This window comes from Lysinibacillus sp. JNUCC 51 (genome assembly GCF_015999525.1).
Classification (GTDB): domain Bacteria; phylum Bacillota; class Bacilli; order Bacillales_A; family Planococcaceae; genus Lysinibacillus; species Lysinibacillus xylanilyticus.
Genome location: NZ_CP065545.1, coordinates 5,057,441 through 5,070,509 on the forward strand (window position 1 = coordinate 5,057,441; position 13,069 = coordinate 5,070,509).

At 36.2% G+C, this 13,069-nt stretch carries 13 protein-coding genes; 3 read left to right on the plus strand and 10 right to left on the minus strand.

Annotated elements, in window-relative coordinates; genetic code table 11:
* Nucleotides 1-270 precede the first annotated feature (270 nt).
* Nucleotides 271-1,446 (plus strand): aminotransferase class I/II-fold pyridoxal phosphate-dependent enzyme, encoded by a 1,176-nt coding sequence (locus JNUCC51_RS24440; RefSeq protein WP_337990183.1) that lies wholly within the window; start codon nucleotides 271-273, stop codon nucleotides 1,444-1,446.
* Nucleotides 1,447-1,477: 31 nt separating this feature from the next.
* On the opposite strand, the gene JNUCC51_RS24445 is transcribed toward JNUCC51_RS24440, so the two are convergent.
* The 8 genes from JNUCC51_RS24445 to JNUCC51_RS24480 all read right to left on the minus strand — a co-directional run bounded on the left by JNUCC51_RS24445 (nucleotide 1,478) and on the right by JNUCC51_RS24480 (nucleotide 8,037).
* Nucleotides 1,478-1,948 (minus strand): NUDIX hydrolase, encoded by a 471-nt coding sequence (locus tag JNUCC51_RS24445; protein ID WP_337990184.1) that lies wholly within the window; start codon nucleotides 1,946-1,948, stop codon nucleotides 1,478-1,480.
* 39 nt (nucleotides 1,949-1,987) lie between these two features.
* Complete coding sequence (locus tag JNUCC51_RS24450) at nucleotides 1,988-2,368, minus strand: hypothetical protein (RefSeq protein WP_337990185.1); 381 nt, start codon at nucleotides 2,366-2,368, stop codon at nucleotides 1,988-1,990.
* 435 nt (nucleotides 2,369-2,803) lie between these two features.
* Nucleotides 2,804-3,043: a DUF2798 domain-containing protein gene (locus JNUCC51_RS24455; protein WP_337990186.1), complete on the minus strand. Its 240-nt coding sequence runs from the start codon at nucleotides 3,041-3,043 to the stop codon at nucleotides 2,804-2,806.
* Nucleotides 3,044-3,302: 259 nt separating this feature from the next.
* Nucleotides 3,303-3,653, minus strand: a complete 351-nt coding sequence (locus tag JNUCC51_RS24460) for a YunG family protein (protein ID WP_337990187.1) — start codon at nucleotides 3,651-3,653, stop codon at nucleotides 3,303-3,305.
* 190 nt (nucleotides 3,654-3,843) lie between these two features.
* Nucleotides 3,844-5,037 (minus strand): MFS transporter, encoded by a 1,194-nt coding sequence (locus tag JNUCC51_RS24465; protein ID WP_337990188.1) that lies wholly within the window; start codon nucleotides 5,035-5,037, stop codon nucleotides 3,844-3,846.
* 73 nt (nucleotides 5,038-5,110) lie between these two features.
* Nucleotides 5,111-5,638 (minus strand): TetR/AcrR family transcriptional regulator, encoded by a 528-nt coding sequence (locus tag JNUCC51_RS24470; RefSeq protein WP_337990189.1) that lies wholly within the window; start codon nucleotides 5,636-5,638, stop codon nucleotides 5,111-5,113.
* A gap of 184 nt (nucleotides 5,639-5,822) precedes the next feature.
* The gene (locus JNUCC51_RS24475) at nucleotides 5,823-7,022 is read right to left on the minus strand and encodes an AI-2E family transporter (RefSeq protein WP_337990190.1); all 1,200 of its coding nucleotides are present in this window, start codon (nucleotides 7,020-7,022) and stop codon (nucleotides 5,823-5,825) included.
* A gap of 64 nt (nucleotides 7,023-7,086) precedes the next feature.
* Entirely contained in the window at nucleotides 7,087-8,037 is a 951-nt protein-coding gene (locus JNUCC51_RS24480; protein WP_337990191.1) for an LCP family protein, read from the minus strand.
* A 175-nt stretch (nucleotides 8,038-8,212) separates the two neighbouring features.
* Here JNUCC51_RS24480 and msrA point away from each other — a divergent pair, with 175 nt between their 5' ends.
* On the plus strand, nucleotides 8,213-8,734 hold the full coding sequence (gene msrA, locus JNUCC51_RS24485; protein WP_337990192.1) for a peptide-methionine (S)-S-oxide reductase MsrA: 522 nt from the start codon (nucleotides 8,213-8,215) through the stop codon (nucleotides 8,732-8,734).
* Between the two features lie 900 nt (nucleotides 8,735-9,634).
* Nucleotides 9,635-9,982: a VOC family protein gene (locus JNUCC51_RS24490; RefSeq protein ID WP_100541920.1), complete on the plus strand. Its 348-nt coding sequence runs from the start codon at nucleotides 9,635-9,637 to the stop codon at nucleotides 9,980-9,982.
* A gap of 78 nt (nucleotides 9,983-10,060) precedes the next feature.
* On the opposite strand, the gene recQ is transcribed toward JNUCC51_RS24490, so the two are convergent.
* Together recQ and JNUCC51_RS24500 are read right to left on the minus strand one after the other, a co-directional pair.
* Nucleotides 10,061-11,830 (minus strand): DNA helicase RecQ, encoded by a 1,770-nt coding sequence (gene recQ / locus JNUCC51_RS24495; RefSeq protein ID WP_337990193.1) that lies wholly within the window; start codon nucleotides 11,828-11,830, stop codon nucleotides 10,061-10,063.
* A gap of 8 nt (nucleotides 11,831-11,838) precedes the next feature.
* On the minus strand, nucleotides 11,839-12,942 hold the full coding sequence (locus JNUCC51_RS24500) for a TcaA NTF2-like domain-containing protein (RefSeq protein WP_337990194.1): 1,104 nt from the start codon (nucleotides 12,940-12,942) through the stop codon (nucleotides 11,839-11,841).
* Nucleotides 12,943-13,069: the final 127 nt, after the last annotated feature.

Genomic DNA, 13,069 nt, shown 5'->3' on the forward strand with positions numbered 1-13,069 from the left:
TTTTTCCGTCAATATTATTATTCCCATTATTATCGATTATGCCTTGGCATAATCGTAGCTGTCGCTTTGCTTTCGCTACAGATAAACAATGCGTCCGAAATCGGCTTTGTGCAAGCACAACGTACTCCTTTCCGATTCCGCTAGACTATGCACACATCTTCTTTAATTTAGAAATATATTCTTTTTTCAGAATAACTTTCCCTTTATGTGCTTTAGTATGATAAAATGTGAACTACTATTCTGTTATATAACTATAAGGAGTGTACTAGTTTGAAAATCGTACCATCTAAAAAAATGTCTTTATTTACACCAGCAATTTTTGGAGATTTAAAAAATCATGCCAAGCTACAGGAAGCTAAAGGCATGAAAATGATTGACTTAAGCTTAGGTAGTCCAGACCTACCCCCTGACGCAAAAATTCGTGAGCATTTATCGTATAGAGCGGGTTTAGCAGAATCCTACGGGTATACATTAACAGGTACACAACGTTTTTATGAAGCTGTTAGTCGTTATTATAAACGCCGTAGCAATGTAGATTTAGATCCCGCTTCAGAAATTATTCAAACAATTGGCTCTCAAGAGGGATTAGTGCATTTACCAATCGCCTTTTGTGACCCAGGAGATATCGTATTATCCACAAACCCAGCTTACGTTGCCTATGATGCAGGGATTCATCTAGCAGGGGCAACTCCTTACTATATGCCTCAAACAGCTGACAACGATTATTTACCAGACTTAGACGCTGTTCCTGAAGAGATTGCGCAAAAAGCTAAACTACTAATTTTAAACTTACCAGGTAATCCTGTGCCTGCAATGCCTTCAATCGCCTATTTTGAAAAAGTCATTGCCTTTGCGAAAAAATATAACATCATCGTTCTACATGATGCTGCCTACTCTGAGTTCTACTTTACTGGTGATGGCCCAATTAGCTTCCTATCAACTCCTGGCGCAAAAGAAGTTGGGATGGAGATTAATTCTTTATCGAAAAGCTTTAGCCTTGCTGGTACACGTATCGCTTATATCGCAGGTAATGCTGAGATGATTTCGATTTTAAAACAATTAAAATCAAATTTAGATTTCGGTATTTTCGAGCCAATTCAAGATGCTGCGGTCGTAGCGCTTGATAACGCAGAAGAAATTACAGCTGGACTACGTGCAACATTCTCAGAACGCCATAAAACATTAATGAACGGCTTACGTGACTTAGGATGGGATGCAGCCCCTTCTGACGGTGGCATGTTCGTTTGGGCAAAGTATCCATTCGATATTGACTGCACAGAGCTAGCCTTTAAAATAATTGAACAAGCTGGTATCGTAACAGTCCCTGGTACAGTATTTGGATCAGCTGGACAAGGCTATTTACGTTTAGCACTAGTACAACCAAAAGAATTGTTACAGGAAGCTGTTGATCGTTTAGCACAAGTGCAAGTTACATCACAAAAATAATCATATAAATAACATGAAAACCCTTCTAACTTTAATGGTTGGAAGGGTTTTTGCTATAGCTTTTTATGTAATCTTCAAGTATCGGTCTATCAGGAGGACTAATATTTTTAGGTAAATCATCTAAAGAGAAAAATTGTAGCATCGTTGCCTCATTTTGATCATGAACAAGGTGGCCACTATATTCTTTACATTCAAATGCAGTAACAACATTATAAACTTCATCACCGTGTGGATATTGATAATAAAAATCTTGTCCAGAATAAGTATTGATCATTTTCAGATTTTTTGCCTTCAATCCTGTTTCCTCAAATAATTCTCGATGAGCAACCTGTTCTAATGTTTCACCAAGCTCCATCGAACCCCCAATTAGTCCCCAACAATCATTATCAATACGAAGCTGTAATAACACCTGTTGACGATTATTAATGACCAATAGACAGGCGCCACACATAATTAAGGGGCGAGTTCCAACTACCTTACGCAAATCCTTTATATATCCCATAATACCCTCCTTTATATAAGTTTCATTTATAAAAAGCTCTTATTCGTTAAAATTGACTGGTATTTTCACTAACACATAGTCTTCAGTCCACTTTTGTGTCGCTACAATCAAATTTTCACCATGTCTTTCAAAAAAGAGTCCATTTCCATCCTTTTCTTTGAAAGTCCAACCGATTTGATCAAGCATTTCTTTGATCATCTCATCAGCTACAGATGTATCTCTTTCCTTTATTACATACCATTCTTGACCGTTTTCGTTCGACAATTTAACCATTTGAGTCTCAGAATCATTAATTTTTTCAATAACTGTTTTTTTACTTATATTTTCTATTGGGAGTGGAGGAAGATAGAGTTTGTTGTAAAATACGAATGCTCCAACAAGGAAAACAATTATTCCGATTGTTAATAACACCTTTTTCATATAACACCTCCAGTTGAATTATTCTACAAATATCCATAAATACCTCCACCACCCTATTTTACTCCAGATTTAAATTGAATGGATACTGCTAGCATATTTTTCTTTCAAATGTCATGCAAAATAAAGAAATTACTAGATAAATACATGATTAAAATAGTGAATCAAAAATATTGTATTTGAGGCTAATATAATGATTGGATAAGAATAATAAGGCAGGCTTTCATGGATCAACAGTTTGTGCTGATCAATGAAAGTAGCATTAAGAAATGGATATATGGGAGCGATTTAAACCTTTAAATGTTGTTTTTCTTAATGATTAGGAGGACTGGTTTGACAGAGTCCGAAGTTTGATCTTTTTCAAAAAAATTTTGTCTATGGATTTGAATTAATATTATGATGACTTATTTAATAGTGAGGTAGTATTTCATCTTATTCTTAAGCTTCATTCTCGATAAATGTGAACATTTTCATTATCTTTTTAACTATAAAAGGTAGTAAGTTAGAAGCTATAAATGCAACCACAAAAGCAATTCCCCATGCTTTCAACCATGATTTAAGGAATAAAACTGTATATCCAACATTCATTGAAGTCATAACGAAAGAAATAATACTGGATATACCTAATATCATAAAGATACTAAAAATTAATGGTTCGAATTTTTTATTGATTTTCAAAAATTAACACCTTTTTCTATATATTCTATGCTATCAAATTTGATCAACATCTAATCTTACAGTTTATAATCTAGATTGTCCAGGTTGATTTACTCGGAATCATTTATTAATTCTATAATTGTTTTTCTGTAAATCCTCCTATTATATATGTGAGTCATGATGATAGTAAAAGGCATGGATATATTAAAAAAAGAATCGGGATACGAAGAGTTACCTTACAAAAAACCTCCGAATACAAATATTCGAAGGAAGGTAATTACTATTTATTTGTTATTTTTTCGTTTACTCTTTTCTTTAAATAATTATATTGTTTGTCATTTGTATCAGCAAAAGCTTCTTCTCTATTAGAAGGAACATCCATATATTCAATAGAACTAGAAAATTGGCTTTCTGTAAAATCATAACGTTTTCCATTGATTTCATTATAAAAATGCCATCCATCTTCAAGTTCTGTCTTAAGTATTTTTCCTCCATACAAATCATTTATCACTAGTGCTGTTACACCGCATTGCCCCTTTGCAGGATTCTTTATAGTCCACTTAGAACTTGATTCTAACGACCAAGATTGAAATAAAATATTTTTTATGTGTTCCCCTTCGAAAAATAACATTTCCCCATCTCCTATCTAGTGGCATTTATGTAGCTTCAACCTCTTCAAGAAACGAGAACGCATAAATAAACTTGATGAGCAACAACAAAGTCTACCTTCTCCTAAACAAGTTAAACATGAATTTACCGCAATATAGCTTGCAGCATACCCATTTTATTGCTCTTTTCAACTATCAACACAGGTAGTTCAATTACTTTTTTTCGGTCGCGAAATAAATCATTGCAATGGTCGGTAAAGCTATTCCAATTAATAATGCTGCTTTCCAGCCAGCCACGGCGTATGCCCATGCTCCAGTGGCAGAACCAATAGCACCGCCAGCAAAGAAAATGGCCATGTATAAACCATTAAGTCGGCTTCGAATCTCTGCTCCCAATGAGAAAATAGCGCGTTGACCAAGGACCAGATTAGCGGAAACTCCCATATCTAGAATAATGGCCGAAACTACCAAGATTACTAATGCTAATGTAGAGCCGCTTTGGATCATAATAGGTAAAATTACTGAAATGATAACTAAAGCTAAAGCTAATCCTGTAGCTGGTCGAATCCACCCTTTATCAGCTAGACGGCCAGCCACAGGTGCAGCTACCGCCCCAGATACTCCTACCAATGCGAACAATGCAACTTCTTTTTGGGAATAACCGAAAATTGGACTGGTCAATAACAACGGAACAGTTGTCCAGAACAAACTAAAAGTTCCGAATACACAAAAGTGATAAATTGCTCTTCGTTGCAGGACTGGTGTCGTTTTGAGTAAATGCAACATAGATCCCAACAGTTTTGGATATTGTGTTGTTGTCATCGGCTGCCTTGTAGGAAGTAACTTTACTAATACAAGAGCCAGAACAAAAATTATTGCAGCGGAAAAAACGAATATAGCACGCCAGCCCATAAACTCAGCCACAATACTTGATATCGGACGAGCGAGCATAATACCAAGTAACAAACCACTCATAACATTACCCACATTTCGGCCGCGGGTGGCATCGGGTGAAAGATGTGCTGCATACGGTACTAGTACCTGAGCTGCTACTGAGCCTATCCCGATAAACAGTGAAGTTACAAGAAATAACGTAGCACTTTTGACCACTGCAGCAATCGCCAATACGACTGCAGTAAAGAGCAATAAAGTAACAACAAGTTTTCGGTTTTCCAGGATATCTCCCAAAGGAACGATCAATAACAATCCGATTCCGTAACCAATTTGAGTCAGCGTGACGATGAGACCCGCTGCCCCGGAAGATAATCCGAGTGTAGAACTGATAGGTCCTACTAAGGGCTGTGCATAATAGAGATTAGCAACAATCACTCCACAAGCTATAGCCAGAATGAGTATAATCCACGATGAAACAGGTTTCTCCATTTTTTGTTTTGCGATTGAACTCATAGAAAACTCTCCCTCACTTTATTAAAGTCGTATTTACTGGAATGATCGTTCCGTTAATATTAAAAAAATTTGTCTATAGCATCTCAATTACAGTATTCATCATGTCATACATAATTTTTTTGTTGTTTTTCACCTTGGATACTACTTTGATACTGTGATTTAGGTTAAGCAGTAAATGTGATATAGCCTTAATATCTTTCTTGGGATCGATTTCTCCCACCTGCTGTCCTTTACTTAAAAGTTCATAGAAAGACAGTTCTAATTCCTCAAAGCTGTCTCGTATCAATATACTTAGTTGTTCATCCGGTGAATCCAAACCAATGCTTGCTTTTGTAATCAAACATCCTTTGGGCAAATCATCATCAAATGCAGAAGAAATATGCTGATCAAAATACTGGCGTATTCCAACTTTCGCGGAAGGTGCATTTACCAAGAGATTGCGTTTATTTTGATTGAATTTTTTGTATTGGTGTATTGCCTCAATATAAAGTGTTTGTTTGTCCGTAAAGGTTTCGTACAAACTTGATCTGCTTAATTCCATTGCTTTTAACAAATCCGGAATACTTGTTGCATCGTAGCCTTTTTCCCAAAAAACTAACATTGCCTTATGGAGTACCCACTCCTTATCAAACTCTTTTGAACGTCCGATGGTTAATTCCTCCTTTCAATAAAAATAGTATAATATTTCCGGAACGAATAGTCCAGTATAAATATTACAATTTAGTTTAGTTTTTAACATAGCCTAAAAAAAACAGCTACTGCACTTTCGCAGTAACTGTCTCTTCTTACACATCATATTTTTGATGGATCTCATCCTCGTAACGATTATAACGCTGTTTAAATAGCTTGAATAAATGTGTCACAAGCACTTTAAAAATGGCATAGCCCGGAATCCCTAAAATAACACCTGGAACGCCGAATAAAGAACCAGCCGTTAATAACACGAAAATAATTGTAATTGGATGGATACTAAGTGATTTACCCATAATTTGAGGAGAAATGAACTTCCCTTCAATGAGTTGTACGACTGTCCAAACAATGGCTAGCTTAAATAGCATGAATGGCGATGTTACAAGAGCGATAATGACCGCTGGAGTTATGGCGATAACTGGCCCTAAGTATGGAACCACACTTGTGATCATAGCAAGAAAACCAAGCAATAAGGCATATTTCATACCGATAATCAAAAAGCCAATAGTCACCATGGCACCAATGCACATTGACACTAAAATTTGTCCTTGAATATAGGAACTAATTTGCTTGTCCATATCGTGGAAAATTTCATGTACTTCTTTACGGATACGTGGCGGGCATATTTTTAAAATAAAGCTCGGTAGTTTTTCGCCATCTTTTAGTAAGTAAAATAAAATAAATGGCACTGTTACTAATGATAAAACAATTCCTGTTAACGTTGAAACGAAGCCAGTAATACCAGATGCCACGCCTTGCGCTATATTCGCAGCTGTATCTTTTACCGTCTCCACCGTATCCGTAGTAAAATTCTTAACCATTGAATCATAGTTTAAATTAATTTTATCTAGGTACTCGTTGATACGTGAATTATTAAAAAAATCAGCGATATTTTGTGTAAATGCCATAAAATACCCAGGGAATTCCTGTACTAAATTAGTAAACTGGTCTCGTAAAAACGGATAGACAAGTACTACTAATAACGTTATTATGCCAATCAGAATTATATATAGAAGAAAGATACCCCAAACTCTTGGGATACGCCATCTTTCGAATAGCCCTACTATTGGACGTAATAAATAATACCCAATACTGGCCAGTACCCCTGGTAGAATAACTACCTCAAATAAAACTTTAAGCGGGGTAAATATAAAGGATACTTTTTGGAACATGAAAATAACACAAGCTATCAATAATAAAACAATCAGTGTAAAAAATAAGTTTTTTCCACCTAAAAAGCGAATAAACTTCGTTGAAAAGAAATTTGAACGCTCTTTTGGTCTTTCTTTTTCCATCTACTCACCCCATTAAAAATCCTTTATCCATATAGTACAGGATAATGTTGGATTTTGCGAAAAATCACTCTAGGGAAATGCCTAAAAAATTACTTAAAAACTCTTTATTTTTCTCTACATCAATAATAATTGAATCACCAACACCACTAATGTTTCTGAAACTATAACTACCTTCAATTGGAATAGTTGTTTTTTCTAATTTTACTTTACCTTTCGACACCATTTTCAGCACTTGTTGAATCTCTCCTGCTGAAGAATAGTCCGTTGTAATATACCCTTGTGCTGCACCAACGAATTTTGGTAAGTTCAACATATTTTGAGGTGATAAAACTTCATTCTTTAACGCTTCGATAACCTTTTGCTGACGTGCTACTCGACCAAAATCCCCTTCAGCATCATGACGGAATCGAGCAAAGCCAAGTAATTCTTTTCCGTTTAAGTTTTGCACACCTTGTTTTAAAGAAACTCCAATATTTTCGGACATATCCTTATCTACATCGATTTCAACACCATGTGGCGCAAGAATATCTACAAGTGATTCAAAATTTTTAAAATCGATAATAGCATAATGATGAATTGGAACGCCAAACATATTACCAATCGTATCTTTTAATAATTGGACACCGCCTAAATAGTATGCAGTATTAAGCTTATATGATTTATAACCAGGAATATCCGCATAAATATCTCGCATTAATGATGCGAGCTTAACATCATTTGTTTTTTTATTCCAAGATAATACCATCATTGTATCTGTTCGTGATTTTTCTTCACCACGAGTATCTATCCCTAATAATAAATAGTTCTCAACATCGCCTTTTACTGTATCACCGGCGAAATCCTCTTGATCAACCTTTGTATCACTTGCCAATTTGAGTCCACTTCGATATTGCATAACGGAATAACCTGCAATAACGATGACACAAAGTAATAACAATGTGAACAATGCTCTCCCTTTACGCATGCGGCGTTTTTTGGGGCGCTGCGAGCGTCTTGAATAATCTTGCTCTTCCATAACTTTTAACTCCTCTATTTTTTATAGTAATGTAACGATTCAACATAAAGAAAGGTTCATTTTATATGATGTTACGAATCCTATCAACAATTACTTATAGGTTATTTTACACCTAATTTGCCAGTAATGAACAAAATAATGCTATAATATTTTCACGAAAGAAAGGATGATGAACATGATTGAGAAAGCTACCTTTGCTGGCGGTTGTTTTTGGTGTATGGTAAAACCATTTGTTGAATGGGATGGTATACATAAGGTCACTTCGGGCTACATGGGTGGCCATTTAGACAACCCTACTTATGAGGATGTCAAAAAAGGTACTTCTGGCCATTTAGAAGTAGTCGAAATTGAATTTGACCCTAGCGTTTTTAGTTATGAGCAGCTCCTTGATATTTACTGGATACAAATCGACCCAACGGATGCTTACGGGCAATTCCACGACCGTGGTGAATCATACACAACAGCGATCTTTACCTATTCAGATGAGCAAAAGCGCATTGCAGAAGCATCCAAGGAAAAGCTAGCAAAAAGTGGTCGCTTTGATAAACCTATTGTAACAACAATTCGCGATGCCAAGTACTTCTACCCTGCAGAAGATTATCACCAAGACTTTTATAAAAAAGAGTCAGAGCATTATCAGAAGGACCGAGCACTTTCCGGTCGAGATCAGTTCATCGCTGAGCATTGGGAGAAATAACTTACATTTTGATTGCCGATCACCTATTTACTAAAGGTATTACAGTTTTCGAAATAGTTTTTTTCATTAATTTTTAAATGTGTATAAAAAATAATAAGCCGTCTATACTATTAAAGATTTCACTTCCAAATCCAATGACAAGGAGGGTTAACCCGATGAGTGGGGCTGACCGGTAACTCAGAAGGACCATCAAAGCTGAAAAAGCTAAAGCACAGTGTCTTAAAAATTTAAGATGAATGCGGAAGCGAGGCAGTGTGTCATGGAGCACTATAAGTAAGTGAGAATCATGCCCGGGATATTTTCCCGGGTTTTTTTATTTTTGTTTTTTGTTACTGTAATCACCTCTTTAGTTTTTCTTCATACGATAACGGCTAACTGACACCCTGTTGTTGCTGTCGCATTTCTTTCGTACAAAAGACATATGGGAGCCTAAGGTGATTAAGGACGTATTTATGTTGGAAAGTATAGCCTTTGGATTTTTTTCCTTTTTATAAACGTGCATAGAAAATAATGAACGGTCTATACTATTAAAGATTTCACTTCAAATCCAATGACAAGGAGGGTTAACCCGATGAGTGGGGCTGACCGGTAACTCAGAAGGACCATCAAAGCTGAATGAAGCTAAAGCACAGTTGTCTTAAAATTTAAGAACAACGCGGAAGCGAGGCAGTGTGTCATGGAGCACTATAAGTAAGTGAGAATCATGCCCGGGATTTTATTCCCGGGTTTTTTAATTTTTGCTTCGATACTGTAATCATCTCTTTAGTTTTTCTTAGCGGTGATTTTTTATGGATATTTATGTTAAAATTGCACTTCAACTAACGGAGCGATATAGTTGAAGAAGGAACTTAACATTCAATCGAAAATCAAAATTTTCAAGACAGACAGGAGTTAGTTACGATGATAAAAGGTTTCGGAGGAATATTTTGGAGAACTAAAAATCTTGATGTAGTAAAAAAATGGTACAGTGAAGTGTTGAATATTGAAATGGAAAATTGGAATGGGGCCGTGATTAAACCTCAATTAGGAAATGAGACGATCTTTTCTTTCTTTCCCGAAGATGACAGTTATTTTCCAACAGAACAACAAGTAATGTTAAATTTCCAAGTACATGACCTAAACGAGATGATTAAGCATCTTGAACATATTGGTGTACCTCTTGAAAAAAAACAAGAGATTAGTGAATATGGAAAGTTTATTTGGATTAAAGATCCTGAAGGTCGATTGATCGAGCTTTGGGAGAAATAACGAGTTGTAATACTTTACGAATAAAAAGGAAGTGCTTTATTCTTTTGAATTAAGCACTTCCCTTTTTCCTTTATCACTTTAAACTGTTTTCAAAAAAGATTGAAGAGCATTGAAGAAACGCTCTCCATATTTTTCGAATTTTACTTCACCAATCCCACTAACATGTCGTAAATCTTCAAGCTCATTCGGTTTTTTGTCACATAAATCACGTAATGTTTTATCAGAGAACACAACAAATGGTGGTACCTTTTCCTCGTCTGCGATCTCTTTACGTAATAATCGTAAGTGCTCAAATAACGGATCATTGTCTACAAGCTTACGCACAGTAACTGCTTCTTTTCGCATGACCTGTCGATTTCCAAGTAGAACTTCTTTTCCTTCCTCTGGTACATATACTGTTGGAAACGTGCCATGTTTAACGGCAAGTACGCCTTCAGCAATTAAAAACTCAATAAAGTTTGACACATCCTTTGAGGAATATTGGCCTTTTAAAATGCCATAGGTAGACAGCCTTGCAAAACCAAATTCAATAACCTTTTGGTTTTTGGAGCCAATTAACACCTGAGCCACCATTGTCTTACCAAATTTTTGCCCCATCCTTACGACACAGGCTAATACTTTTTGTGCATCTACCGTCACATCTTTGACTTCCCGTCCATCATTACAGTTACTACAACGACTACAAGGCTCCCCTGCATCTTCAGCAAAATACGTTAAAATAGCGTTTTGTAAGCAGCCTTCAGTATGACAATAATCAACCATCGTTTGTAGCTTTCCTAATTCTTGCGCAATTCGTGTTTCATCCTGCGTTTGTTCAATTAAAAAGCGCTGTGTTTGAACATCACCTGATGCATAAAGTAATATACACTCACTTGGCAAGCCATCCCGTCCTGCACGTCCCGCTTCCTGATAATAGCTCTCCATATTGCGAGGCATTTGATAATGAATAACAAAACGTACATTACTTTTATCAATACCCATCCCAAACGCATTGGTAGCTACCATAATGCGCGCTTCGTCTTTTAAAAAGCGCTCCTGCTCTGACATACGCAAGTCCTCTGACAGACCTGCATGGTATTTTGCCACAGCTTCACCAGAGCGACTTAAAAGCTCATAGATTGCGTCTACAGCCTTTCGGGTAGCTGCATAAATAATGCCCGCTTCATTTTTATTTTTCATTAAATAGTTTTTAATGTAGCGCTCTTTGTTTTCTCCGATTAACACAGAGAATGATAAATTATCGCGCGAAAAACCGGTAATCACAGTTGATTGCTCATCAATGTCTAATAATTGTCTAATATCATCACATACAGCTGGTGTAGCTGTTGCTGTAAGAGCTAAGACAGTTGGCTTTTGCGGCCACAATGTAAATAATTTTTGGATTGCTCGGTAACTTGGTCTAAAATCATGACCCCACTGGGATATACAGTGTGCCTCGTCCACAGCAAGTAAAGGTACAGATAAATTCGATAATACTTGTAAAAATGTTACACTTTCCAATCGCTCAGGCGCTATATAAAGAAGCTTTAAATAGCCTGCACTCGCTAACTGCATCGTTTCATTCACTTCTTGCACGGTTAAGGTACTATTAATATACGCGGCTGGGATATTTGCAGCACGTAATGCTTCTACCTGATCTTGCATAAGAGAAATTAAAGGAGATATGACGACTGTAAGGCCATCTAGCATTAGTGCCGGAATTTGATAGCAAATTGATTTCCCTCCGCCAGTTGGCATCACACAAAGACTTGATTGACCTCGTAATGTTTGTTCAATAATTGGTGCTTGTCCATTGCGAAATGAATCATAGCCAAAATGATGTTGTAGCATTTGTCTTGCTTGCTCCATCCAACTTTTCACTCCTCAGTTGTTAGACGAATAAGTTTATACTCGCCTTGTTCATTTTTATTTATTTCATATACCATCATAGAGTTCGCAAGTGCCTCTTGCCCAGCAGAATTTGTTAGAACATATTCTGATTTAGCACGAACAACAATATTTTGTCCTTTCATGCTGATGTTTTTAATTGAAGTATTGGTAAAATTAATTTTCGCTTGCTTGGAGGCATAGTATGCAACCATGTTATCCAATGTGCCTTGTAAATCGTCATTACCTACGAAAGGTTTCATGACACTAGCATCTTGAATCTCAACAGCTCCTTTTAAATGCTTATGAAATGTATCTAAGTACAGCTTTATTTCATCGGCATTATAAGCAAAAATGTTTTTCCCATATTGGTTAATAGCTTGCTGAACCGCTTCTTTATCGCCCTGTTCTATATATGGATATAAGTTTTGGGATTGTGTTAGTCGATCACTTGGCTTCATTTTACCTGAGATCCGTTCATCCAATAACTCTACAATATCTTTATATGGCAATATAAATGGCTGAGATACACCGTTTTGCTTGCGTTTAAAATAGAGGCCCACAAGTTCACCATTCTCTGCTTCTAGAACTGGGCTCCCTATAAGTGTTTTTTCTTCTGCATCTATGTAATAGGCTGCTACGTTGTCACTATATTTTTTAATTATATACGGTAAACTATCGACATAAACAGCTAACTGATTTATTTCACCGTTATAGATGGTTGGCATATTAACCGATGCGTTATATTCAACTTCCAAAATGGCTATATTAAAAGCTGTAGATATATAGTGCACTTCGGCTTCCATCAGTTTATCATTATTAAATTGTACGAGAGCAGCTGGCTTTGACGCTACGAGCCCACCATTTGTCAATATATAGAGCTTAGCGTCTTCTTTTTTAAAAATGACTCCTGCACCGATTCCATTCTCCCCAACTACCTTTACTTCCGGTACAATTTTTTCTTGCTGCTTCGTCACATTCTTTTCCGAATTTACATCAGTCTTTTTAGTATGAAACACCTCTGCCAATGTTTCATTTCCACAGCCTGTTAATAATAAAGCTGTTGCTCCAAGAATGAGCATCTTTTTCCGCATACATTCACCAAAACTTTCTTTAAACATCTTTCTTTAAAAAACTTTCCTCTCTATCATAAACAAGGTTTTTATACGTTTCAAGTTTACATAATAATATTATTAATGGTTACATATTATAAAAATACTT

What these genes read in the sequence shown, in the direction of transcription:
- JNUCC51_RS24445 (WP_337990184.1), bottom strand. Translation starts at nt 1,948, where the DNA reads ATGGGATATATAAAGGATTTGCGTAAGGTAGTTGGAACTCGCCCCTTA.
- JNUCC51_RS24450 (WP_337990185.1), bottom strand. Translation starts at nt 2,368, where the DNA reads ATGAAAAAGGTGTTATTAACAATCGGAATAATTGTTTTCCTTGTTGGA.
- JNUCC51_RS24460 (WP_337990187.1), bottom strand. Translation starts at nt 3,653, where the DNA reads ATGTTATTTTTCGAAGGGGAACACATAAAAAATATTTTATTTCAATCT.
- JNUCC51_RS24465 (WP_337990188.1), bottom strand. Translation starts at nt 5,037, where the DNA reads ATGAGTTCAATCGCAAAACAAAAAATGGAGAAACCTGTTTCATCGTGG.
- JNUCC51_RS24470 (WP_337990189.1), bottom strand. Translation starts at nt 5,638, where the DNA reads ATGTTAGTTTTTTGGGAAAAAGGCTACGATGCAACAAGTATTCCGGAT.
- JNUCC51_RS24475 (WP_337990190.1), bottom strand. Translation starts at nt 7,022, where the DNA reads ATGGAAAAAGAAAGACCAAAAGAGCGTTCAAATTTCTTTTCAACGAAG.
- JNUCC51_RS24480 (WP_337990191.1), bottom strand. Translation starts at nt 8,037, where the DNA reads ATGGAAGAGCAAGATTATTCAAGACGCTCGCAGCGCCCCAAAAAACGC.
- msrA (WP_337990192.1), top strand. Translation starts at nt 8,213, where the DNA reads ATGATTGAGAAAGCTACCTTTGCTGGCGGTTGTTTTTGGTGTATGGTA.
- JNUCC51_RS24490 (WP_100541920.1), top strand. Translation starts at nt 9,635, where the DNA reads ATGATAAAAGGTTTCGGAGGAATATTTTGGAGAACTAAAAATCTTGAT.
- recQ (WP_337990193.1), bottom strand. Translation starts at nt 11,830, where the DNA reads ATGGAGCAAGCAAGACAAATGCTACAACATCATTTTGGCTATGATTCA.
- JNUCC51_RS24500 (WP_337990194.1), bottom strand. Translation starts at nt 12,942, where the DNA reads ATGCGGAAAAAGATGCTCATTCTTGGAGCAACAGCTTTATTATTAACA.